Genomic DNA, 24,597 nt, shown 5'->3' with positions numbered 1-24,597 from the left:
ATACCTAAGGGTTAATTAACTCATCGCCTAATCTAACAGGACGTTTAATATCGATAATTAAAGCATAGCTCAAATTTGAGAAGCTTCTGAAAACCATTATTTTTCCACGGTATACATTGGGTAACTTTTGAGTTTCTTCATCAACAAAATACGCTTTAATGCGATCGTATGATCGGAAGTTGATTGGGTCTCTCACTTCCCCTTCACTATCAACAAACTGAATTTTCCCCGGTTGGAAAACGCTAAATACATGGCCTTGCTTAATGCCTTGCTCACTACCGCCATCAATAACAACAACGTCGTTTAAACCAGACTCACGATAAATTTTAGCTGAACCAATTATTTCTGATGCAACATCGCTTGAGACAGCTTCCGGTAAGAAATAAGCAGGTAAGTCATCTGCCGGTAGCGGCATAATTACAGCACCTGTTTTTACTTGAGATTTAATATCATCCAATCGTAGTTGGCTAATATCAGCCGATTGTGTCGCTTCGCCTTTCGCAATTAAATTAAGCTCTAACCCCAACGTTTGATTAGTTTTTGGCGAAGAAAAAATACGTCCTCGAGAATAAATACCGTATTTAGCCCCTGTAACAAGCTTTTTATTTACAAAAACAATATCAGTTTGCTTATAAAAAACAGTGTCACGCTCCGAGCCCACTAACACAGGAAGATTATCGTACTCGCCTAATGTTACTATTTGATGCTCAGTTAAATGCTGCATGACGTCAGACAAAGGAATCGTTGGAATTGGATTAACTTTGCGTGATTTTCGCCCATGACGCGTCATTTTAAGGGCTGGCTTGCTACGCTCAATCACAATACGCGGTTTGCCATCAACCATTATTAGGTTCAGTACATCACCAGGATAAATCCAATGGGGATCTGAAATTTGCTTATTCATGCTCCAAAGCTCAGGCCAGTGCCACGGTGTTGATAAAAACTTACTAGAGATATCCCACAGGGTATCCCCTTTCACCACCACATAACGTTTCGGCGAATCGGATTTCACCTTTAATTCATCCGCATTCACTTGATGAACTACCAAAGTAAGAATGCATAAAATCAACACTCGCCACATAGCAAAATCCTTGCGTAAATCGTTCTAAAAAAGTTAAAAGTATCTTGATTTAATCAATCAAGAAATAATATTGCAACAATGATCTCAAAATCCAGTCACTTCAACCAGATAAAACTGTCAAAGCGCTGATGAAATGTTTAAAATAACAACATATCACAGATTCATAGCGGACCTACCATTAGATTGATAGTTTGAACGAGAAAAATTATGGCCATTCTTACAGTATTACAATTTCCAGACAAAAGATTACGCACAGTTGCAGAACCAGTTGCAGCAGTTACTAGCGAGACACAAAAAATTATCGATGACATGCTAGAAACTATGTACGACGAAAAAGGCGTTGGCCTAGCGGCTACTCAAGTTGATATTCACCAACGCATTGTTGTCATGGACTGTTCAGAAGATCAGGATACTCCGATCATTATGGTTAACCCTGAAATCATCAAGCGTGAAGGTTCAATGATGAACGAAGAAGGTTGTTTATCTGTACCAGGTATTTACGCAAGTGTTGAGCGAGCAGAAGCGGTAACAGTTAAAGCGTTAGACCGTGATGGTAAAGAATTCGAATTTGACGCTAGTGAATTATTAGCAATTTGTGTTCAGCACGAGCTTGATCACTTACTTGGTAAAGTATTTGTAGATTATTTGTCTCCGTTAAAACGCCAACGAATTACCAAAAAATTAGAGAAAGAAGCTAAATTACTAGCGAAATAAGGAAACTAGCTTGCAACCATTGCGAATCATTTTTGCTGGCACACCAGATTTTGCTGCCAAGCACCTCGCTTCTTTAATTGAATCGTCACATGAAATTGTGGCGGTTTACACCAAAGAAGATACCCCCTCAGGTCGTGGAAAAAAACTACAAGCAAGTGCCGTGAAGAACTTAGCACTAGAGCATGACTTACCAGTAGTACAACCTAAATCACTGCGTGATACCGACGCTCAACAAATGCTTGCATCATTTAATGCAGACTTGATGGTCGTTGTTGCTTACGGTTTAATTTTACCACAAGTGGTTTTAGACACACCTCGTCTTGGTTGTATCAATGTTCATGGTTCATTATTACCTCAATGGCGCGGTGCGGCACCAATTCAGCGTGCAGTTTGGGCAGGTGATGCACAAAGTGGCGTTACTATCATGCAAATGGATAAAGGCTTAGACACTGGCGCTATGTTATATAAAGCAAGCTTAGATATCGCAAGTGATGAAACTAGCGCAACATTATATGACCGACTGGCAGAACTTGGACCAGGTGCTCTTGTTGAAGCCATTGATTTACTGAGCCAAGGCAAACTAAACGCTGAAACTCAAGATGACAACTTGGCGACCTATGCACATAAGTTATCTAAAGACGAAGCTAAAATTGACTGGAATGAGAGTGCACAGCATATTGAACGTTGCGTTCGAGCTTTTAATCCGTGGCCTGTTTCTTATTTCCAAGTTGCAGAGATAAACGTCAAAATTTGGCATGCAACCTGCGACAATACGCCAGTGTCTGCGCCTGCGGGCACCATTATCAGTGCAGATAAGAAAGGTATTGTAGTTGCAACAGCCCAAGGCTCAATGACCTTACTGAACCTTCAATTTCCAGGCAAAAAAGCAATGGCAATAAACGATATATTAAACAGTCGTAAAGCGTTATTTGAAGTAGGCAGTCAGCTATGAATTTACGTGCCCTTGCAGCACAAACTGTTGCAGCAGTATTAGAACGTGGTGAGTCTCTTGCCACTGCGCTGCCTTATGCACAATCATCGATCGACAATCCCAAAAACAAAGCATTACTTCAAGAAATAACCTATGGCGTAATGCGAGAGTTAACACAGTTGGAATACTACGTTAATACCTTGATGGATAAGCCATTAAAAGGTAAGCAGCGCATTGTACATCACCTGTTGTTAGTGGGAGCTTATCAATTATTACACACACGTGTACCTGCTCACGCCGCACTTGGCGAAACAGTTGCTGCTGTCGATGATATACAACGTCCTAAATTTAAAAGCCTTGTTAACGGTGTGCTAAGAAACCTGCAGCGGGAGCATGAAAGCTTACGTGAAAAAATGCCAACGAAAGGGCCTATCACCTTTAATCATCCGAAATGGATTATTAAGCGTGCAACCGCAGCCTATCCGAAACAGTGGCAACAAGTTTTACACGCTAATAATCAACGCTCACCGATGTGGATCCGCAATAACAGCGCCATGCAAAGTCGTGACGATTATCTTGCACAACTGGCTGCGCTAGACATTGAAGCAACTGCTGGTGAAATTGGCGATAACAGTATTTTGTTAGCACAACCAGTGCCTGTCACTGTTCTACCAAATTTCGATACCGGTGCATGCTCTGTACAAGACATTGCGGCGCAACAAGCCGCGGAACTACTTGGCGCTCAATCAGGCGAACGCATTCTAGATGCTTGTGCAGCCCCCGGTGGTAAAACATGCCATATCCTTGAATTAACGAAGGATATTGAGGTTGTTGCTCTCGACTGTGATGAAAAGCGATTAGACCGCGTCCAACAAAATCTGACACGTATTGGCCTCAATGCTGAATTAATTTGCGGTGATGGCACTCAACCAGAAGCTTGGTGGGACAAAAAGCAGTTCGATCGCATTTTATTAGATGCGCCCTGTTCTGCAACAGGCGTGATTCGTCGTAATCCTGATATAAAATGGCTACGTCGTGACAGCGATATTGAGCAATTAGTCCAATTACAGCAACAAATATTCGATGCTAGCTGGCAACTGTTAAAGTCTGGCGGTACGCTTGTTTATGCGACATGTTCGATTCTTCCAAACGAAAACAGTCAGCAAGTAACACAGTTTTTACAACGTCATCAAGACGCTGAACTAATTCCATTACATGAAAGCGATACGCCTGAACAACCAGGATGGCAGTTATTACCTGGTGACAACGATAGCGATGGTTTTTACTACGCAAAACTACAAAAACGATAAACAAAGGTAAGCCGCGTGAAAATAATTATCTTAGGTGCAGGGCAAGTTGGCGGAAGCCTCGCAGAAAACCTCGTTGGTGAAGACAGCGATATCACTATTGTTGATAGTGATCGAGCAGCACTCGCTGAACTCAAAGATAAATTAGATTTGCGCGCCGTACATGGCCATGCATCGCATCCACAAGTATTACTTGATGCCGGAGCTGATGATGCCGACCTTGTTATTGCCGTGACCAATTCAGATGAAATTAACATGACCGCATGTCATGTCGCCTATTCGTTATATAAAGTCCCAACAAAAATCGCGCGTATCCGTAATGAAGATTACCTGCGCGTTGCCAAGCATCTTTTTCATTCTAAAAAAGCTTGCTTCAAAGATGACAAGAAACGAGAAAAGAATAATGAGAACACTGGCTTTATCATTGATGAGCTGATTTCTCCAGAAACCTTGGTAACCGGCTATATTCGCCGCCTAGTAGACTATCCGGGCGCACTACAAGTATTGCAATTTGCCAATCGAAAAGTAAGTTTAGTGGCTGTAAGAGCCTATTACGGTGGCCCCTTAGTAGGGCATGCGCTATCGGCACTTAGAGAGCACATGCCAAACATCGATGCACGAGTTGCCGCGATATTTAGACAAGGACGCCCAGTTAGGCCACAAGGCACAACTATTATTGAAGCCGATGACGAAGTATTTTTCATTGCAGCAACGGGCCATATTCGCGCCGTTATGGGCGAACTACAAAAACTTGAAAATCATTACAAACGCGTAATGATTGTCGGCGGTGGTAATATTGGTGCAGGCCTTGCTAAGCAATTAGAGCATAGCCATCAAGTTAAACTCATTGAGCGTAACCCAAAGCAAGCGCAAGCCTTATCCCAACAGCTAACCAAAGCAACTGTTTTTGTTGGTGATGGTGCGGACCATGAGCTGTTGAGTGAAGAGCACATTGAGCAAACCGATCTCTTTATTGCAGTAACCAATGACGATGAAGCCAATATAATGTCTTCAATGTTGGCCAAGCGAATGGGTGCAAAAAAAGTAATGGTGTTAATACAGCGCAGCGTTTACGCTGATCTAATGGAAGATACCAACATCGACATTACCATCTCACCGCAGCAAATTACCATTTCAGCCTTACTTTCCCACGTTAGACGCGGTGACATTAGTAATGTTTATTCGTTACGTCGTGGCGCAGCAGAAGCCATTGAGGCTATTGCTAATGGCGACTCCATGACATCCAAAGTTGTTGGCCGCCGTATTATGGATATTAAGATCCCACCGGGTGCGACCATTGGTGCCATTGTCCGTGATAACGATGTGTTGATAGCTCATGATAAAACTGAAATTAAGACTGGCGATCACGTCATTCTTTTCTTAATCGACAAGAAGCACATTGGCGACATCGAGCGACTCTTCTCACCTAGCGCATTTTTCTTATAATATTCATCTGATTAATAATGTCGTTAGGCGGCATTGTTAACCCGCTGAACGGAATAAACAAATGGGCGCCATAAAGCCTTTCTAACAATATCATTTGATGGAAAAATGGCGCCAACGACCCCTTTATTTCAAATCCAGAAGGGAGTTTGAATGGTGATAAGTTGATTTGCGCCTGTGCCGTATTGATATCACCTTGGGAAATAGCGAGTGCTAAAATATCGCGATGCTCATGAATAATTCGGCTTGCAAAGCGCGGTGAAACATTATCAAGAAAGGCTTCTAAATCATCTACTTTTATCCCTATATAGGATATTTCTCGATGTTCTAGTTGATGATAAAACCGAGGGATATGAATACGACTAATGTTACGCCAATCTAGTTTCCATTGACCATATCGATGGAAATAACGGATCGAATTTTCAGTCAACTTAATACTGACTGCTGGCTCTAAATACTTTGCAATACCAATGGATATTAGCGCAACAGCCCCAAGACATAATAAACCAAATTGCAAAGCGAGCGTTGGCCACACTATTTGCCCAACTATTGCTAGCACCAATATCAAACCACCAGCCAGCATAAAAAACTGTTTATAGTTAGGTGCTGGCGATGCGATATGAATTGGAAATTTCATTGAATTAGCAACTAAGCTAAAGACGCCAATAGCGTGTCAGCATAGGCGTCGACTTTGTCCCAATCTGTATATTCTATATCTTTACTGGTATCAGTTTCTCCACCAGTAATCTTCATGATTAGCCGAATCATAAACTTATCGAAGAACCCATACTTACTATAAAGTAGCGCACCAGCGAATACGGCCAAATTTTGCGGCTGCCACGATGATAATGTTAAAAACTTCTTCATGTACGCATTGGTTTCTGGGGTGTTCTTTTCTGGTTTTCTGGCGGTAAGATTGACACAGAAAAACGCATTATTTATCTGTTCTAACGACTCTTTATGAGTTTCTATAAACGTATATAACGCCTTGTTTAAATGACCGTAACGAATAGAAGCGCCAATAATAACCTGATCAAATTCTTGCCAATTAATAGTGCTGCAGTCAGCCAATGACAGTAATGACGTTTGCTGCCCATTGGCTTGCATACGTTGCGCAATACGCTGACATATCTTTAATGTTTGGCCATCATGAGTAGAGTAAATTAAAGCAATCGTCGACATTAGTTTTTCCAAAATACGGGTGTAAATAAGACTAGTAAGGTGAATATTTCTAAGCGTCCAAACAACATTGCAATAACCAAAATCCATTTTGCCGCATCATTAATATCACCGTAATGAGCAGCGACTTCGCCAAGTCCTGGGCCTAGGTTGTTGAGAGAAGCTGCCGTTGCACTAAACGCGGTAATATCGTCAAGACCTGTGAATAGTAGCGCCAACATGCAAATAACAAACACTAATGCATACGCAGCAAAGAATCCCCAAACCGCATCGACAACCCTATCTGGTAAAGCCTTATTGCCGAGACGAATAGCATAAACAGCGCGTGGATGAACCAATCGTTTAAGCTCTCGTGCGCCTTGTAAAAATAGTAATACAACACGAATAACCTTCATGCCGCCGCCAGTTGAGCCAGCACACCCGCCAACAAAGGAAGCAAAAATTAACAATAAAGGTAAAAACAGCGGCCAACCACTAAAGCTTTGTGTGCCAAATCCAGCCGTTGTGGAAACAGATACCGCTTGAAACAAAGCGTGATCAAAGGCTTCGTCTACTGAATTATAAATGTTTTCACGATACAGAACGCTAAAAACAATGACGACAAGCGCCAATTGGAATAAGAAAAACAAACGCATTTCTGGATCTTTAAAATAAGAACGAAGCATTTGCTTCGGGCGAATAATCGCCGCGTAATGCAAACTAAAATTAATCGCTGATATCAGTAGAAATATTACACAAATCAAATTGATAAGTGATGAGTCAAAGTAACCAATACTCGCATCATGCGTAGAAAAACCACCTATTGCTATCGTAGAGAAGCTGTGACAAATGGCATCAAAAGGTGTCATGCCGGCAGCCCAATAAGCCAAGCTACACAAGGTTGTTAACACCAAATAGATATACCATAACGCCTTAGCCGTTTCGGCTATTCGTGGTGTCATCTTTGAATCTTTGACAGGCCCAGGGGTTTCAGCACGGTATAGCTGCATTCCACCGACACCAAGCATTGGCAGTACAGCAACAGCGAGTACGATTATCCCCATTCCACCTAACCACTGCAGTAAGTGTCGATAAAACAGTATTGCTTTAGGTAAGTTATCAAGCCCAGTAATAACCGTTGCACCAGTGGTTGTCAGAGCTGAAAAAGATTCAAATACGCTATCTGTCAAGCTCATATCGGGTTTGTCTGACAGCACAAAAGGCACCGCACCAACACTTCCCAGCGCTAACCAAAACATCACCACCACCACGAATCCATCGCGCACTTTTAGGTCACGCTTATGCTCTCGATTAGGGTACCAACAAAACAAACCGATGATGACACATACAATAAATGATTGAACAAAGGCAACACCACCACCATCATCGTACAGCGCCGCAATTAACGCAGGAATAAGTAGAGTTGTGCTAAAAATGGTAATCAATAAACCAAGAATTCGAATCAAAGAGCGTGTTTGCATAAGTTCGAGGGTGTCATGTTATTTAAGTAAGGGATATAAGCGCTAATGTATCATAGCTTAGATATGAAAAATATCGCTTTGTCTTTCATCAAGTTTTTTAACCAATAATCATAAAAAAATCAGTTTTTACACATAAAAAAATCAATCTATTAGCGTAATAAGCACGTTAAATACTCGGTAACTCATTCACAAGGAATAACCATGACTTTAACCGTTACTAAGACGCTAATTTTCTTCATTTTACTGGGCGTGACCACGTTGGCTCATGCCAACCAACAAATTACTCATCAAATTGACATCAAGAGTCAATTTACCAAGCAGCCTCTTTCAGTATCGATAACCTTACCCACCAATTTCAAAGATAATGACGACCAACGCTACATTGCGCTGTATACAACCGCAAGTGATAGGCGATTAAAGTCTATGGTTGAACAAATAAACTGGATGAGCCATGTAAGTTTTGGCCCTATTCCGCCACTTATTGTTGTGCAGCTGCCTTATATTGCCTCGCCAAATGAACAACAAGGTAAAGATGTCCAAGCGTCAGGACTCAATACAAAACTAACGATAAAGATATTAGAGCGCGAAATCCTACCTCAAATAAAACAACGTTATCCATTATTGCCATTTAGTATTTTGGAAGGCTACTCAACAAACGCTAACCTACCATTAAATATCCTAGCTGATGCACCACATTTATTTAACGCCTACATCAGCATCAATCCAGCGTGGGTGCTAGACAAAAGTAACCTCATGGCTCGCATAAAACAACAATTGACCAGTGACCAGTTAAAGTTTCGCTCAGCGTATATTTCTTTAGGTAATTTCTCTCAGAATCACAGTGCGTTTGAAGAACTTTCAACATTCAGCCACCAAACCCATTCTAAATTGGCTCTGCATTTAGATAACCAAAGCGACATTAACTATTACACAGCGCCAATGGCGTTATTACCGAAGGCATTAGAACAAGTATTCGCAGATCGCAACCCGAAAGACTTATCATTAATGGCTAAAGAAGGCGTACCTGCTGTTAATCGATACTACAAATCGTTAGAAAGAAAATACGGTTATGCGCTGTCACCAGTTAACACACTTCATGATTTAAGTGATTACTATGGCCAACATAATCAGGCAGCAGCTCAAATAGAAACACTTGAACATATTCTTAAGTTAAAGCCAGACAACATTTATTACCGAACTATTTTAGCAAATGTTCATTTAGAAAATAGCCACCCCGCTTTATACAAAAAGGTCATTACTCACGCACTAAGTCTCGCCCAGACACAGAAAAACCAAGAAGCAACTGATTATATCCAGCGGATCATTGATAGAAACTAGTTAATAAACGCAAAGTCTCTTACTTTGCGTTTAAACGCATCACTGAGGTAACGACTTTGCTGAGGATCTATATCGGTCATCAGTAAGGTGTTCTCATCATAATGTCCAACTTTTTCCAGACCAAGATCAGCCATTGATAAACGCCAAATGTTCTGTTGTTTATCTTGAAAATATAAGCTGTGATCAGCACGATAGAAAAAACGCCATTGCAGTTTCATTGATTGAGTTTGCTCAATATCACTAACATCAATTTCATTGTTATTAACGTGCAATTTTTTCAAATAACCACCTTGAGAACTGATGACGTATTGGTCATAACTGGTACGTTGCGCCCACTGAGTCTCAATATTTATTGTCGATGTCACTTCTTCTAAGACTAAGTCATATTCAACGAGCGCACGGTGCCCATTAATAACGACATCTAACAGCGTTTTAGCGTTTTGATTGTCAATAAACCACTGATAAATACTATGCACTTCAAATGACGCCGCTAGCTTTCGAGCTGACTCACCGATCTTTTGTATCCACAGTTGACCATGACTAACATAAATAATGGCTAGACCATCACCAGACCAGACATAGGAAGAGACATCATATTGACTGCCAGTCAGTTGCAGGTTAGTTGTTTCTTTCTTAAGCCATATCTGTTTATTGCCACTACGTGACGACAACACGCTTACAGAGGGGTGTTGCGGTCTAAAACTACCAGAAGAATCTGCATAGATAGAGCGAGCGATATTTTCGTATTTAGCGTTTGAACTATCGCCATCTAATTGTGCTTGATGAACATCCCAATCTTCGCGTCCCAGCTCAACAATAAATCGGTCATCATAATGTAAGACAGCAAACAAGGCGTCACGACTAGGCATCATTAGTGAATGCGCGCTTCCATCGACTCGAAAGAATTTAAGTGACTGCGTAGCAGCTATCGCGAATTCATTGACTGACAGCCAACGAATTGCTGAGTCTGCAACTGCATCTTCAACATTCCATTGCTGCAATACTTCAAGACTATTATTTGCGAGTAATACCAAACTGACTTGGAACTTCCCTTGTTGATGACTGAGAATAGCCAGTTGTTTAGTGTCTCTTGCAACCGCTAATTTAACCAAATCACCAAGTTGATGATTGATATTCGTAATCATGCCATTAAGTAGATCGTGTAATTGCAAACTATTAATACCATCACCATAACGATGAAGCGTTAACAACTTGTCTTGGCCAAATGATTGAGGCTGATGGTAAAAGCCTTGAACACAAGGTATCACTGTTTTCAACGCGCTCGATTTAATAACACTGGCTTTATCTTCGCCTAAATAAAGGGACAATTTAGCTATTTCACTACACTTAATGTCATCAGTGATTGATAAACGACTAACGTACAGCGCATCCCTTTCAAAGCTAACCGCCAACTCACCATTTAACCAAAGATTGTCTGACAATATTACTGTTTGACCATCGTTAAGGTGTTTAGACACAATTCGTTGATGTTGTGGTAAATCGCCTTCAATAAAAATGATGTTGTCATCAACAACGACACCGCCAAATTGTGGCGCATCGTCACTCGTTATCATCGATACTTGCTGAACACTTATTGGTAAACTTGATAACCCTTTATCACTGGGCGGCCATAACAAGCCACTCGCCAATGCAACAGCAGAAAAAAACAGCAATGAATAGAGCTTAAATGAGCGATTAGTCACTACACGCTCACTAGCAGATAGTGAAACATGAGCCACTAAACTATAACCCAACTTAGGATGTGTTTTGATGACCGATTGTGTTTTTGCATCATCGTTAAATACTTTACGTAATTGCGCAATACATCGTTGAAGCGCATTCGGAGCAACCACAACACCTCCCCACACCCGACTTAAAATTTCTTGCTGGGTAACAACATCACCTTTCGCTTCAACAAGCACTCGCAATACCGCCATTGCTTTAGGTTCAACTGACTTTATCTGCGTGGCGACGGTCACCTCACCGCGTTGCCAATCGACTTTGTTGTCATTTATCCATTGCGGCGCCATCATGCCTAATGCCCTTCTTTCAATAGCAAAATACGAGATTCAACATAATCAGGAAAATTCCTATAGGTCTTGATGTAATCTTGCCAGTTATAAAAATAACCGCCGAGATAGTCCAACTGATATTGATTGTTTTCAAATGCCCCACCAGTATCAGCCAGCACCACTAAACGGTGTTCGTTGTTGTGGCTTAGCATGATAAGTTTGCCCAACCCTAAATGAGCAAGATCTCCAGCCACAGTAACGAGCGGTTTAATTGGCACTTTATAACTTGCATCCTTGCCGTAACCCAACACGCTATTTGTTTGTTTAAAATACCAATATCGACCTTGCTGTTCTTTCTTGAGATTACGATCATAACCGATACCATTATTGCGATGCACATTGTAGAAATGCATCGCTTTACCGTGATTATCTTCAATCATGACAGTCCCTTGCATCAGCGTATCTTCTAAATTATCTCGAGATAACCAAACCATTGGCTTCGCAAGACCTTGTTTGTCTAACACACCTGTTAGCACCTGCTGCTTAGTATATTGGTATCGGGTAATACTCGCTTTTTTAGCGTCGGCTTGTTCGAGTGTTAATGACTGCTCATCATAGGGTATTTCATACAACGCATGAGGCGTATCACTCGACTTAGCCAAGCTGCCAGTCGCTTTTTTAATGTAATACTTAGTTAGCAGTAATTTGTCTGCTGGCATATTTTTTAACAGTGGTTTCTGATGTGAAAATTTTGCTGACTGTTCTTGATCTGGTCGCCAGCGTACGCGTTCAAAGTGTTGATTAATAAAATTAATATCATGTAAACGAGAGGGGCGACTTGAATGTTTATCTTCCTGATTTATCTTACAAATAAATGAAAGTGTCGCTTTAACTCTTACTAAGTTCCCTCCAAAACTTTCACTAATTCCGGCATGATTAGCCAATGCATCATAATCCTCTCCTTTATCCAAATAAGCTTTAGCGCCTGCCGCAACATCACACAAATCTTGACTATTTAACGGCACAATTTTCCCTGTGACGGGCTTATTATCAACAGAGAAATTACTCTCGTTTGCTAGAACAGGATAGCTACTGATTACTAAGAGGCTAATGATTAAAAACCTTACATTCATATGGTTACATTTCTATGATTTACCTTGTGAGCCTAGTATGTCAAAGTGAGAACCAATAACCAACCATACATAGGAGTATCGATAATGAAATTAACTACATTATTAAGTGCCGGTTTATTACTTGGTTCACCATTAGCAATTGCTGACGAGCACAAGAGCCCACTCACAGTAACGCCGGTTGCTAAGCAACTACATGTTATTTACGGACAAGGCGGTAACATAGCAGTAAGCCACGGCAAGGACGGACTCTATATCATTGATGATCAATTTGCTCGCCTCTCAAATGACATTAAAAAAGCGTTAGGAAACATTCAAACTAATCGAGCAGAATTTGTAGTTAGTACCCATTATCATAGTGATCACACCGGCGGTAACGAAAACTTTGCCAACGATGGAAGCCATGTCATTGCTCATCACAATGTTCATAAAAGATTGGAAGAAAAACACGGTAAAAACTCAAAGTTTCTGCCTGTATTAAGCTTTGGTCACGATATGACATTGCATTTTAATAATGAAAAAGCCAATTTAAAGCATTACCTTCATGCTCACACAGATGGCGATTCAGTCGTATTTTTCACAAAAGCAAACGTTATTCACCTTGGCGACATTTACTTTAATCTCGGTGGATTACCCTTCGTCGATGTTGATAGCGGCGGTAGTTTAAGCGGTGTGATTGACGCTGTAACAGATGTGTTAACTCACGCAGATGACAAAACTACTATCATTCCTGGTCATGGGCAAGTCACTGATAAAAAAAGCTTAAAGAAATACTTAGTCTTATTAAAACGCGCACGCAGCCTCATGATAGAAGCAATGAGTGGCAACAAAACAATGGCAGAAGTTGTTGCAATAGCTCCGTTAAGCCCATTAAATTTAAAATACAGTAATTGGTTATCACAAGAACGCACGACTGAATTGTTTTATCGAAGTTTAAAGGCTAAACATCACCATTAACTTTTTCAGCATCATCATTAAACGCTAAGAACCGTCGCACTTGAGCAATAACTTGAGTGCGGTAATCTTCCAGTTCAAAGAACAGCTCATGACGTGCACCGACAATTTCTACCTTCTCAATCAATGATGGCTGCATGTTACAGACAAATTCATCTTGGGCATTATTATCAACAATGGTATCTGCGCCAGCCTGTAGTAATAATGTTGGTATCGTAATTTTTTCGGCATCTTGTAAACAGGCTTTACATGCCTGCAATGAAGTTTGCAGCCAATGATAAGTTGGAGAGCCTAATTGCAGTTGTGGCGTATCCTCATACACTTGTCGAAAGTTTGAATAACGCGACTCATCCTGTGTTAAATCATTACCTTCAAATTCGGCGTTATCATAGGGTTTACCCCCCAATACATAACTTGATTCGCGTTGTAATAGTCTATCTGTCATCATGGCAGCATTGGTCAGCTGTTCAACAATAAATTGCGGTGCTGGTAGTAAAATACCATGCATTGGACTGGCTAAAATAAGGCGTTCAATTCGATGAATTTTAGTTTGAACATAACGAGTTGCAATGGTACCCCCCATCGAATGTCCCAATAAAATATGATGAGAATGCCCATTAGGTAAAACGATATCATCAATGAACAATGTCAGATCTTCAATGTAGAAAGAAAAATCTTCAACGTGGCCTTTGTGATGATTGTTGAGTAATCGTTGCGACAAACCTTGCCCACGATGATCAAGCATGTAAACGCTATAACCTAACTGATAAAACTCATTAATTAGCGATTGATACTTCAAGTAGCTTTCAGTCCGTCCATTAACCATTATCATGGCTGGAGATGGTTCAGTCTGTACCATTGCACAATAATGAATTGTAATATTATTAGTGCCTTGAAGCGTACTTTGTTGTAAATTCCCTAACCAATGACTCATTGTTTTTCCGAATAATTTTAGAATAGGTATGATGCCAGAACATGGATACTAGCCACAAGCATGATAGCGTTGACGAATTGGTTTGTCAGTCAACTGAGATCCCATATCTCCAATTTTCTCAAGGTGATATCCCCTGTTTATTCATTCATGCCAATGGTTATCCAAGTGGCTGCTATAAACCATTGCTAGAGCAACTAAAAGGTTACGACGTATTAGCGCCGTTGAGTCGAGCATGCTGGGATGACAGTGATCCATGGCTTGAAAATCAATGGCCAAAGCTCGCAAACGATTTGTTAAAATTTGCCCGATCCCACCGTCAAAGCAAGCCTTTCCATTGTGTTAGTCATTCAATGGGCGCCATTGTTTTACTGATGGCAATTGAACAAGCACCTGAATTATTTGATAAAGTTGTCTTTATTGATCCGATATTTCTGCCGACACCATTGGTAAAGTTAGCAAACTACCTACCGAATAAGCTAACTAGCGGCACAAAAATGATTAAGAAAACCTTAGGTCGCCCCGATCAATGGCAAAGCCTGCAGCAAGCGTTTGATTTCCATCGCAGTAAACGTGCTTACCAGGCACTTTCAGACCCAGCGTTATGGCAGTTCATCGTCGGCGGCACCAAACAAGTTGGTTCGCATTGGCAATTACGTTATAGCAAACAATGGGAAGCTTGGTTTTATCAACATCCACCACATGCATGGCCCATTTTGCGCAAACTAAACAAACCATTTTTAGGATTACGGGCAGAAAATTCAGAATTCCTAACACCAAAATCATGGTCAAAATGGCAAAAGATTAAACCGCACGATACCTATATTGAATTTCAAGGACAACACCACTTGTTACCAATGGAGGCACCACGTGATGTTGCCCATGCCATTCTAGATTTTTTGGAATAGTTGCATCAATAAACGTTTGGCATGCTTTACATCTTGCGGTGAAACAGTTGCTGTTTCTTGATAATTTATTTGATTATAAAAATCAGTAAACTCTTGAATTTCAATTGCTAAATTAGGATATTTATTAATAAGTAATTGGCAGTATTGGTTTGGCGTTTGATGACATTGTCGCTCCACGCCATGAATTGCCATTTGCTTAATCAGTGCTGCATAAACTCGCTCAAATTGCTCTTTTGTTGTCGGGCGTTGCCAACGAAACCCGCTTTGCCACCACAGCATTAATCCGATGACAGCCATCAACGTCAGCGTAAATAATATCACTTTTAAGCTCGTCAATTTTCCAAGCAACATCTCCAACAGTTGCATTTGCTTATCACTGTTATATTCAACAACCCAACGACTCCAGTAAAACTCAACGTCAGCTAACGCTAAGCGTAAACTATTTAACCAAGGGTTTTGCTTATAGCGAACCAAACTGAAAGTGTTGCCTCCTAAAAATGGCTGAGCTTGTTGGTCATCTAAACTTGAAATAACGCGGTCTGGATGAATATGTGCCGTAGGGTCGATGCGAACCCAACCCGAGCCGTCAATCCAAATTTCGGTCCACGCATGAGCATCATATTGATATACATTTAAATACTTAACTTCTTCATTCCATTCTCCACCTTGGTAACCTGTTACTACGCGCGCGGGTATCTTGGCATATCGCATCATTAAGGTGAAAGCACTGGCATAATGAGAACAAAAACCTCGCTGCGTTGAAAATAGAAAATCGTCAACGCTGTTATCCCCCAATAATGGTGGCTCAAGCGTATAAAAGTAAGACTGTTCGTTGAACATCCGGAGTATTGATTGGGCAAAAGCCAAGTCAGAATCGAAGAGCGGTCTTTGAATATCTACCCATGCCTTTGTTTGTTGATTGCTATGCTCAGGCACAAGCAAATTGTGCACACGTTGTGCAGCAGTTAAAGTCAACTTACTCGCTAATTGAGGATAACTAATGACATCATACGCTGTGGTTGATGCCAGCGGACTCCTCGATTTTAGCGTAAGATCGGCCATCGACTTCACATTGTTATCAGCGCTTGTCGCAACGTTTAAGCCAAACAACCAATGCTGATTACTCGATTTAGCGATGATCCTATATTTTATACTCGGCTCACCGGAGAGATCTGGCCAAGTAACTTCGTCTTTATAAGGTAACCACCGTGAACGCTTTTCTCGTTGTTGCCATTGGCGACCATCAAACTTATCAAGCACCAGTGCCCGCCAATATCGCTGTTGCTTCGGTATAGGCTCTCCATCGAATGTCACGCTAAACGCCAGTTTTGAGCTACTGCGAAGCTGCGCTATATCACCAGGTGACATATTGTCAGATAATCCGGTTGTGGCGCCACCAGCAACTGACATCGACCACAACGGACCAATTTGAGGCATCACCAGAAACAAACTTGCTGTTAACGGCAAAGACAAAGCCCCAATTTTGGCCGCCAGCTGCAACTGTTTATGCCAGCGCATTTTCGGCGCATGTAATGACAGTAAAATACTCAAATGCAGTACAACCAAAACGGCAGCCACTAGTGTCGTCGTTAAAGATTCACTGTAAATAAAGGTCACCGCAATAGTAATCATGCCAACAATCACCAGTACTAACACATCGCGCTTTTGCCGTAGCTCTATGAATTTTAAGCCATAAGCAAGCAGCAATAGGTTTACCATATTCTCCATGATGCCATTATTCAGACTGGTAACGATGAGCATGGCAACCGCAGAAAGTGTTAATCCATGATGCGCAAGACGATTAAAGACACTGACCTTGCCAATCACATATAGCCAACGCCAACCAATAGCAATGCCGCTAAATGGCAATATCCACCATGGTGTATAGTCCAACAACATTAAGACACTGATAAAATATGCCGTAATCATCCACACTATAATATGTCGATTAACTAACCATGAGCTATTCATGATAAACACCAAACGTTGCTAGCAAAGTAAGTGCATTCTTACGATGACTATTGCCGTGTCCAACGGGTATCTTTTTGTTGCCAAGCTTGACACCAAATGGTTGATTTAGGCTCGAATAGTAATTTACTAAGTAAGCTAAGTGACTTAATTTCATTTCAATATCACCGCCATCAATATCATCGAGATCTAACCACTGAGGTTCACCGAGCGTTTGCTCGAATTGTTTACTTAAAACCCCCTTCCCTTGTGCAAGCTGTTTCCACGCAACTCGCTTAAGAGACTCTCCTTCTCGATAAGGTTCCAGCCCAGAAAAACTATCACCGCTAACTGTGCGTTTCGACGAATAAGCACCATCACCTTGTTCGATTGCAGATAAAGATTGGCTACTTGCAATGGGTTTTGGAAAAACAATGACATCTTGCTCAAACTCAAGATTAGCCCATGCGCGAAACAACCCTAAAGGGTATTCGCTGGCAACGATCAATCTCGGTAATCGATGCAAACCGCGAGATTTTTCTTTTACGGTTAATGAAATAGAAGACTGCTGCTCTAATAGTGAAACCAGTTGCTGTGGTTGTGACTTATACCTAAAGTAAATTCCGTGTTTCCCTTTGTCGCAGCTTACCTGACATTCGATACTTAATAACTGCGACGCAATGTATTCTAGTCGCACAACAGGCTTGATTAACATACCTGCCATATTTTGATAGCAAAACAGCATCGTTGTTACGAATAGCGAAAAACAAAAACTACTCAGCATAATCACCAAGTTATTCTGATAATTAATTCCTATCACAAAGAGAAGGACATTTAACAGTCCAAAGACTACGCCAAACTTGCTAGGTAAAATAAAAATATTACGTCGATGTAGTGTCACTTCTTGCAAAATAGGCATTCGCCGCTTGAGCCAATGTATCCAACGTTGCTGTAATCGTTGTTTCATCGCTTTACCCTAATGGATCAACACTATGTAATAGCTGCTCACTCAAACTCTGTGCCCGAGTTTGTGACGAGCCACGGAGTCGATGTTCACACACAGCTGGTAAGATGGCTTGCACATCTTCAGGTAATACGTAATCACGTCCCTCAATAAATGCCCATGATTTACTCGCCGCTAATAACGAACGTGTTGCCCGAGGCGATAATGGATGTGCATAATTACTATCGCTGCGGGTCTTACCAACGATGCGTAGAATATAATCAATAACAGCATCAGCGACCTTAACTTGCTCAATCTCTTGCTTAATAGCCAATAATTCATCGCCATTAATCAACTGTTGCAACGCTAATGTTTGGGTCGATTGCAGCAACATTGCCTTTTCTGCATCCACACTAGGGTATCCCAACGTAACGCGCATTAAGAATCGATCCAACTGAGAATCAGGTAACTCAAATGTGCCTGAGTGCTCCAAGGGATTTTGCGTCGCAATAACAAAAAATGGTTGCGGCAACGTATAAGTATCTCCATCGATACTCACTTGTCCTTCAGCCATCGCCTCTAACAAAGCGCTCTGTGTTTTGGGACTAGCTCGATTAATTTCATCCCCCAGTACCACTTGACTAAATATAGGCCCCTTATGAAAACTAAATTCATGGTTATCTTGATTGAAAATGGACACACCCAACAAATCGGCTGGCAACATATCACTCGTAAATTGAACGCGTTGATACGTTAATCCAAAACCATGAGCCAAACTATTGGCTAATGTCGTTTTACCAACACCTGGCACGTCCTCGATCAGCAAATGACCACCGGCCATTAAGCAACATAACGACAATTTAATCTGATGTTGTTTACCTAATAAAACGCGATCTATTTGTTCAACCAATGGCTTAACGGCAGGATTCATTAATCTCTCATTTTCATCAATTTATTTATCACCATCCTAAAACATTCAATGGTTAAGGGGTATACTATCGCAAAATAATTTTTGGACCTTTTCATGCTAAGTTATCGCCACAGTTTTCACGCAGGCAATTTTGCCGATGTTTTAAAACATCTTACTCAAGTGTTAATTATTGAGGCGCTGCAGCAAAAGCCAAAACCATTTGTTTATCACGATACGCATTCAGCAGCCGGTCGATACAATCTAAAAGACAAGACCAGTGAAAAAACCGGTGAGTATAAAGACGGTATCGGTCGGATCTGGCAACGTGACGATATCCCAGCGCCAATGACGACATACGTTGATATGATAAAATCATTTAATCCAACCAATGAATTGTCACAATACCCAGGCTCTCCTTTAGTGGCTAAGTCGATGATTGGTCATAGCCAGCGCATGGAACTGACCGAGCTACACCCAACCGATTTAGCCTTGTTACAACAAGAGTTTGCTGGTGATAGAAAAGTTCGTATTCAAAAAACTGATGGTTACAAAGGTCTAAATGGCGCTATGCCACCCGCGCAGCGTCGCGCATTGGTGCTTATCGACCCGCCATATGAACTAAAGACAGAACATGACGATGCCATCAATGGCATTGTGGCGGCTCACAAAAAGTTTGCTACCGGAATTTACGCCCTTTGGTATCCAGTCGTTTCACGTGCTCAAGTAGAACGGTTCTGTGAGAAGTTCAAGCGACAAGGGATCCGTAAAATTTTACGTGTCGAGTTGAACGTTAAACAAGACACCAGTGAATATGGCATGACTGGCACAGGCATGATTATTGTCAATCCACCTTGGAAATTAGAGCAGCAATTAAAAGACTCTTTGCCTTGGTTGCTTAAGCACTTAGCCCAAGATGAACATGCAAGTTATACGATTGAATGGCTGGTTGAAGAATAATAAGCGGTCAAATAGGCTTACTACGATTAGGGTGTCGCATTGCATAATACCAATTGCATTAAATATTTGCCCACTTGTACTTGTTAAAATGAACTAAAATGGCGTTGCTCTCAATCCTAATAGCCAGCTATTAGTCAATCGAGCGCCTTGTTTTAGCTGATTTTCTCTACGCACAACAAGATCACTTACTTAATACAATTGGTATAACAAACTTGAACAAGCCACAGAGCTAAGATTTGGCCAAAGCAGACATTATTATCATCAAGGGCATATTGGGCTTTATTTACACCATCCAGACATCAACCCAGATGATGCAATGCCGCCATATTTAGCATCTGTTAGCTGTAAAACAGGATACGCAACAATAGCATTTCAACCTGATCACACGGTAGAGTTTGAAACAGAAATTCACAAAGATGGCCAATATAGATTGCAATTTAAGCAGGGAAACTGGCTATATGATGGTAATACGCTAGCCATTACGCTAGATACTAATGAGGAAGCACACTTTTCTAGGCGCGATATAACCCGAGAAACATCAGTTGGTGTCAAGCCTGCGTTGTTATTTAGCCCAATAACAAAAAACCACTTCTATGCACCATTAAATTGTCATTTTGAAGTGGTTTTTATGGATTAATAAAGTCTACAGGCCTTTTTTAGAGTAGATAGTCACTTTATCAGCAACGAATTTCACACTGATATTTTTCTCATCGCCGCCCCAAATACACTGTTTCATACCTAAGGTTTCATCACATTCAGCAGGGTTACCTAGCAAGGATTCAATCTCGCTATAATCCATACCTACTTCGATTTGTTGATAGTTTTCGTTGTTAAGTTTGCCACAAGCCGTTAATAAAACGAGCGTTGCTGCAGCTAATAAAATTTGTTTCATAGTTAAATCCTTAAGGTTATAAATCTTGTGTGTTTAAATCCAATCGCGTACTGGTAGATAATGTGAATATAAGTTCGCTTCTTCAGTGTTTTCTTCTGGGGCGTAGCAATATTCCCAGCGAACCAATGGTGGCATCGACATCAAGATGGATTCGGTACGCCCACCACTTTGCAAGCCAAAGTGTGTTCCGCGATCGTAAACTAAATTAAACTCAACGTAGCGACCACGACGATATAATTGGAATTGGCGTTGGCGCTCACCATAATCTGTATCTTTTCTCGCTTTGACTATAGGTAAATATGCTTCTATAAAACCATCACCAACAGACTTCATAAATGCAAAGCTTTGCTCAAAACCATCTTCATTTAAATCATCAAAGAATAAACCGCCAATTCCACGCGCTTCATCGCGATGCTTCAAATAGAAGTATTCGTCACACCATTTTTTGTATTTAGAATATTTATCTTCACCAAACGGTTCACATAAATTCTTTGCTGTTTGATGCCAATGCTTACAATCATCTTCATTGCCATAATACGGTGTTAAATCAAAACCACCACCAAACCACCAAATAGGCTCTTCATCTTCTTTATAGGCAATAAAAAAGCGAACATTGGCGTGAGATGTCGGCACATAAGGATTATTGGGGTGAATAACTAACGACACCCCCATCGCCTCATAACGACGACCTGTTAACTCTGGGCGCGCCGCAGTAGCAGAAGGTGGTAAGGTTTCACCCATCACATAAGAAAAATTTACACCAGCCTGTTCAAAAACCTGACCGTTAGTCATCACACGACTTTCGCCACCACCGCCTTCAGCTCTTTGCCAAGCATCATGCTTAAATCGTTCACTCGGCTCTTGGCTTTCCAAGCCTTTACAAATACTCGATTGAAGCGCTAATAAATATTCTTTTACGACTTCTGCCGAAATCTGGGTTGTCATAGTTTAATGCCCTTAAAAATTATTCTAACGATAACATTGACCGCTAATTGCATCGATAATCGTCGATGGCTTGTCAAAACCAAGTGTCGTGCCTTTAATGACATAGTCTAACTGCTCAATCAGTTGAGGATCTAGTTTTTGCCACGTTGTAGCAGGTTCAACGCCTGAAAGATTAGCACTTGTGGATACGATAGGTCGCCCCACACTGTCACACAATGCAACAACATCAGGTTGATCGGTCACCCGTACGGCAATACTTTCAAATTGACCAGATAATAAAGGCGCTAAATTTACCGCTTTAGGCACAACTTGTGTCACCCCATTTGGCCACTGGCTCAACATAGCACTTATCATATCAGGAGTTAGTCGCGTGTGGTCGATATAAGGCATCAATTGCTCAAAGCTACTTGCCAATAAAATTAACCCTTTATTAGGGTCACGCTGTTTCATTGCCAATAGTCGTTCTAGCGACTGCTTATTATCGGGATCACAACCAACGCCAAATACTGCTTCAGTGGGATAAGCAATTAATCCACCAGCTAAAAAAGCTTGTTGCGCACTTTGATATGTCACGGTTATTTCTCACTAAATATTTCTGCAGCGGATTTTACCAAGATTACAACACAGCAACTAGTCATAACTTTAATTTTGCTTTCACAAAAACGGCGGTGAACCAAGCTAGCATCTTAAGGTCGTTTGGGTATATAATCCCCGAAAAATGTGACCTAGCACACACAATAAACCATCTAACATAGGCGTAAAAATAATGACTGTCGGTATTATCATGGGTTCAAAATCAGACTGGCCAACCATGCAACATGCAGCTCAAATGCTTGATGACCTTGGCGTTCCTTACGAAACCAAAGTTGTATCAGCTCATCGTACTCCTCATTTGTTAGCCCAATACTCAGAATCTGCCAAAGAGCGTGGATTAAAAGTGATCATTGCAGGCGCTGGCGGTGCAGCACATTTACCAGGTATGGCGGCAGCTTACACGAGCCTACCAGTGTTAGGTGTTCCCGTACAATCACGTGTATTGAGCGGTAAAGACTCTTTATTATCAATTGTTCAAATGCCTAAAGGAATTGCCGTCGGTACATTAGCCATTGGCGACGCTGGTGCAGCCAATGCAGGTTTAATGGCAGCACAGATCATTGGCACTCATGATGAAACAATTATGGCTAATGTAGAAGCTTTCCGAAAAGCGCAAACCGACAACATATTAAACAATCCTGATCCAGCAGCGTAATAGGAATTAGCATGAATGTTTTGGTTTTAGGTGCTGGACAACTGGCACGCATGATGGCATTGAGTATTAAACCGTTTAATGCCAATGTTCTTGCTTATGATGTAACGACAAAGCGGGTTGTTAATCCACTTGCACCTGAACAAACAATTGGTGACCTTGAGTCAGGTATTGAGTTTGCTGATGTTATTACAGCTGAATTTGAACATGTCGCTCATGATGTGCTCGCCCAATGTGAGGCATCAGGAAAACTAAAACCAAGTGCTGACGCGATAAAAATTGGTGGTGATCGCCGTTTAGAAAAAGCGTTATTAACACAATGTGATGTCACCAATGCACCGCATTTCATCATCAAAAACGAGCAAGACTTCAAGCAAGCGATCAACCAACTTTCACTGCCAATTATATTAAAAAGTGCATTAGAGGGCTACGATGGCAAAGGGCAATGGCGGTTAAAGTCAGCAGAACACGCCGATGCTATTTGGCAAGACATCGAACGTTTTATTAGCTCGAATCCAAATCAAGGCGTGATTGCCGAGCAAATGATTCCATTTTCTCGCGAAGTATCCTTGGTTGGTGCACGTAGTGTTAGTGGTGAAGTGAAGACTTATCCCCTCACTGAAAACCACCACACTGACGGCGTATTGTCAGTATCAACAGCTCTTTGTGACAACGAAGGCTTGCAACAACAAGCCTCAGAAGTTTTTGCCCGCTTAACACAATCGATGAATTACGTAGGTGTACTAGCCATTGAGTTTTTCCAAGTCGGCGACACTCTACTAGTTAATGAAATCGCCCCCCGCGTTCATAACTCTGGACATTGGACGCAGCAAGGCAGCGATTGTTGTCAGTTTGCGAATCATATTCGTGCAGTAAGTGGCTTGCCTTTAGGTGGCACTGAATTAACGCGTCCGACTGCCATGATCAATATTCTCGGCGAAGATAACTTACCGCAAGTAATCTTGGGAATGACAGGTGTGAATGTACATTGGTACGGCAAAGAAAAGCGTGCTGGGCGCAAAATGGGGCATATTAATGTATCTGGTCACGATACAACCCAATTAAACCAACGCCTGATAGCTATTGCCGCGTTATTGCCAGAAAATACGTTTTCCGATATCAAGCAATACATTAACGAGCAATGCTCTTAATTAGTGCAAAGTAACTTCAAAAACTGACTGCTTTTTGAAGTTACTAGGGTCTATTGAGCTTTGTGGTTCAAATTTTGTTCAATCTAAAAGGATTTTGGGCACATGTTCATTGTTCCAGACTGAGCATAAGCACCCACATCGCTGTGGGCGAGGCATGACGATTGATGCTGGGTTTACCCCAGTGAATGACGAATAACGCCGCACAAAAGACTTTTAGT

General features: G+C 41.3%; 24 protein-coding genes. 11 read left to right on the top strand and 13 right to left on the bottom strand.

Translation table 11 applies throughout. From position 1 onward, the window contains the following. Nucleotides 1–4: 4 nt before the first annotated feature. Nucleotides 5–1,081, bottom strand: a complete 1,077-nt coding sequence (locus ACMAZF_RS00285) for a LysM peptidoglycan-binding domain-containing protein (protein WP_435275516.1) — start codon at nt 1,079–1,081, stop codon at nt 5–7. Between the two features lie 207 nt (nt 1,082–1,288). On the opposite strand from ACMAZF_RS00285, the gene def reads away from it, so the two are divergent. Genes def through trkA form a run of 4 tightly spaced genes read left to right on the top strand, consistent with a single transcriptional unit; the run spans nt 1,289 to nt 5,479 of the window. After that, nucleotides 1,289–1,795 (top strand): peptide deformylase, encoded by a 507-nt coding sequence (gene def, locus ACMAZF_RS00280; RefSeq protein ID WP_435275515.1) that lies wholly within the window; start codon nt 1,289–1,291, stop codon nt 1,793–1,795. 10 nt (nt 1,796–1,805) lie between these two features. Beyond that, nucleotides 1,806–2,747 (top strand): methionyl-tRNA formyltransferase, encoded by a 942-nt coding sequence (gene fmt, locus ACMAZF_RS00275; protein ID WP_435275514.1) that lies wholly within the window; start codon nt 1,806–1,808, stop codon nt 2,745–2,747. After that, complete coding sequence (gene rsmB / locus ACMAZF_RS00270; protein ID WP_435275513.1) at nt 2,744–4,036, top strand: 16S rRNA (cytosine(967)-C(5))-methyltransferase RsmB; 1,293 nt, start codon at nt 2,744–2,746, stop codon at nt 4,034–4,036. Before fmt ends, rsmB begins: the two co-directional genes overlap by 4 nt. A gap of 15 nt (nt 4,037–4,051) precedes the next feature. Next, nucleotides 4,052–5,479, top strand: coding sequence for a Trk system potassium transporter TrkA (gene trkA, locus ACMAZF_RS00265; protein WP_435275512.1), 1,428 nt, complete (start codon nt 4,052–4,054; stop codon nt 5,477–5,479). On the opposite strand, the gene ACMAZF_RS00260 is transcribed toward trkA, so the two are convergent. The 3 genes from ACMAZF_RS00260 to ACMAZF_RS00250 are packed head-to-tail and all read right to left on the bottom strand — an operon-like array spanning nt 5,460 to nt 8,115. Then, nucleotides 5,460–6,113: a DUF2982 domain-containing protein gene (locus ACMAZF_RS00260; RefSeq protein WP_435275511.1), complete on the bottom strand. Its 654-nt coding sequence runs from the start codon at nt 6,111–6,113 to the stop codon at nt 5,460–5,462. The two genes, trkA and ACMAZF_RS00260, sit on opposite strands and share 20 nt — an antisense overlap. An 11-nt stretch (nt 6,114–6,124) precedes the next feature. Then, complete coding sequence (hemG, locus tag ACMAZF_RS00255) at nt 6,125–6,658, bottom strand: menaquinone-dependent protoporphyrinogen IX dehydrogenase (RefSeq protein ID WP_435275510.1); 534 nt, start codon at nt 6,656–6,658, stop codon at nt 6,125–6,127. Then, a complete protein-coding gene (locus ACMAZF_RS00250) occupies nt 6,658–8,115 on the bottom strand; it encodes a TrkH family potassium uptake protein (RefSeq protein ID WP_435275509.1) in 1,458 nt (485 codons plus the stop codon). Before ACMAZF_RS00250 ends, hemG begins: the two co-directional genes overlap by 1 nt. A gap of 201 nt (nt 8,116–8,316) precedes the next feature. On the opposite strand from ACMAZF_RS00250, the gene ACMAZF_RS00245 reads away from it, so the two are divergent. Beyond that, nucleotides 8,317–9,453, top strand: a complete 1,137-nt coding sequence (locus ACMAZF_RS00245; protein ID WP_435275508.1) for a hypothetical protein — start codon at nt 8,317–8,319, stop codon at nt 9,451–9,453. Here ACMAZF_RS00245 and ACMAZF_RS00240 read toward each other — a convergent pair. Together ACMAZF_RS00240 and ACMAZF_RS00235 are read right to left on the bottom strand one after the other, a co-directional pair. Further along, on the bottom strand, nt 9,450–11,486 hold the full coding sequence (locus tag ACMAZF_RS00240) for a winged helix-turn-helix domain-containing protein (RefSeq protein ID WP_435275507.1): 2,037 nt from the start codon (nt 11,484–11,486) through the stop codon (nt 9,450–9,452). The genes ACMAZF_RS00245 and ACMAZF_RS00240 overlap by 4 nt on opposite strands. A gap of 2 nt (nt 11,487–11,488) precedes the next feature. Then, nucleotides 11,489–12,598, bottom strand: coding sequence for a hypothetical protein (locus tag ACMAZF_RS00235; RefSeq protein WP_435275506.1), 1,110 nt, complete (start codon nt 12,596–12,598; stop codon nt 11,489–11,491). An 81-nt stretch (nt 12,599–12,679) separates the two neighbouring features. On the opposite strand from ACMAZF_RS00235, the gene ACMAZF_RS00230 reads away from it, so the two are divergent. Next, nucleotides 12,680–13,552, top strand: a complete 873-nt coding sequence (locus ACMAZF_RS00230) for an MBL fold metallo-hydrolase (RefSeq protein WP_435277147.1) — start codon at nt 12,680–12,682, stop codon at nt 13,550–13,552. On the opposite strand, the gene ACMAZF_RS00225 is transcribed toward ACMAZF_RS00230, so the two are convergent. Next, entirely contained in the window at nt 13,536–14,483 is a 948-nt protein-coding gene (locus ACMAZF_RS00225) for an alpha/beta fold hydrolase (protein WP_435275505.1), read from the bottom strand. The genes ACMAZF_RS00230 and ACMAZF_RS00225 overlap by 17 nt on opposite strands. A gap of 41 nt (nt 14,484–14,524) precedes the next feature. On the opposite strand from ACMAZF_RS00225, the gene ACMAZF_RS00220 reads away from it, so the two are divergent. Then, nucleotides 14,525–15,388, top strand: coding sequence for an alpha/beta fold hydrolase (locus tag ACMAZF_RS00220; RefSeq protein ID WP_435275504.1), 864 nt, complete (start codon nt 14,525–14,527; stop codon nt 15,386–15,388). Here the strand turns inward: ACMAZF_RS00220 and ACMAZF_RS00215 are convergent. From ACMAZF_RS00215 to ACMAZF_RS00205, 3 genes are read right to left on the bottom strand one after another with little or no spacing between them, the layout of a single operon-like run. Continuing rightward, on the bottom strand, nt 15,371–17,359 hold the full coding sequence (locus tag ACMAZF_RS00215) for a transglutaminase TgpA family protein (protein WP_435275503.1): 1,989 nt from the start codon (nt 17,357–17,359) through the stop codon (nt 15,371–15,373). The genes ACMAZF_RS00220 and ACMAZF_RS00215 overlap by 18 nt on opposite strands. After that, nucleotides 17,352–18,302, bottom strand: a complete 951-nt coding sequence (locus ACMAZF_RS00210; RefSeq protein WP_435275502.1) for a DUF58 domain-containing protein — start codon at nt 18,300–18,302, stop codon at nt 17,352–17,354. Before ACMAZF_RS00210 ends, ACMAZF_RS00215 begins: the two co-directional genes overlap by 8 nt. Nucleotides 18,303–18,306: 4 nt before the next feature. Then, on the bottom strand, nt 18,307–19,209 hold the full coding sequence (locus ACMAZF_RS00205; RefSeq protein ID WP_435275501.1) for an AAA family ATPase: 903 nt from the start codon (nt 19,207–19,209) through the stop codon (nt 18,307–18,309). A 93-nt stretch (nt 19,210–19,302) separates the two neighbouring features. On the opposite strand from ACMAZF_RS00205, the gene ACMAZF_RS00200 reads away from it, so the two are divergent. Beyond that, nucleotides 19,303–20,145: a 23S rRNA (adenine(2030)-N(6))-methyltransferase RlmJ gene (locus ACMAZF_RS00200; protein ID WP_435275500.1), complete on the top strand. Its 843-nt coding sequence runs from the start codon at nt 19,303–19,305 to the stop codon at nt 20,143–20,145. Nucleotides 20,146–20,461: 316 nt separating this feature from the next. After that, complete coding sequence (locus tag ACMAZF_RS00195) at nt 20,462–20,782, top strand: hypothetical protein (protein WP_435275499.1); 321 nt, start codon at nt 20,462–20,464, stop codon at nt 20,780–20,782. A 6-nt stretch (nt 20,783–20,788) separates the two neighbouring features. Here the strand turns inward: ACMAZF_RS00195 and ACMAZF_RS00190 are convergent, their stop codons facing one another. The 3 genes from ACMAZF_RS00190 to ACMAZF_RS00180 are packed head-to-tail and all read right to left on the bottom strand — an operon-like array spanning nt 20,789 to nt 22,555. Next, nucleotides 20,789–21,037 carry a DUF3862 domain-containing protein gene (locus ACMAZF_RS00190; RefSeq protein WP_435275498.1) on the bottom strand — a complete coding sequence of 83 codons (249 nt, stop codon included), beginning with the start codon at nt 21,035–21,037 and terminating at the stop codon, nt 20,789–20,791. Between the two features lie 33 nt (nt 21,038–21,070). After that, entirely contained in the window at nt 21,071–21,982 is a 912-nt protein-coding gene (gene hemF, locus ACMAZF_RS00185; RefSeq protein WP_435275497.1) for an oxygen-dependent coproporphyrinogen oxidase, read from the bottom strand. A gap of 24 nt (nt 21,983–22,006) precedes the next feature. Then, nucleotides 22,007–22,555, bottom strand: coding sequence for a Sua5/YciO/YrdC/YwlC family protein (locus ACMAZF_RS00180; protein ID WP_435275496.1), 549 nt, complete (start codon nt 22,553–22,555; stop codon nt 22,007–22,009). Nucleotides 22,556–22,748: 193 nt separating this feature from the next. On the opposite strand from ACMAZF_RS00180, the gene purE reads away from it, so the two are divergent. Further along, on the top strand, nt 22,749–23,231 hold the full coding sequence (purE, locus tag ACMAZF_RS00175; protein WP_435275495.1) for a 5-(carboxyamino)imidazole ribonucleotide mutase: 483 nt from the start codon (nt 22,749–22,751) through the stop codon (nt 23,229–23,231). Between the two features lie 11 nt (nt 23,232–23,242). Continuing rightward, nucleotides 23,243–24,379 carry a 5-(carboxyamino)imidazole ribonucleotide synthase gene (locus tag ACMAZF_RS00170; protein ID WP_435275494.1) on the top strand — a complete coding sequence of 379 codons (1,137 nt, stop codon included), beginning with the start codon at nt 23,243–23,245 and terminating at the stop codon, nt 24,377–24,379. Nucleotides 24,380–24,597: the final 218 nt, after the last annotated feature.

Origin of the sequence: Psychrobium sp. nBUS_13 (genome assembly GCF_051201665.1) — a bacterium.
GTDB lineage: Bacteria > Pseudomonadota > Gammaproteobacteria > Enterobacterales > Psychrobiaceae > Psychrobium.
This window is presented reverse-complemented; position numbering and strand designations above follow the sequence as displayed.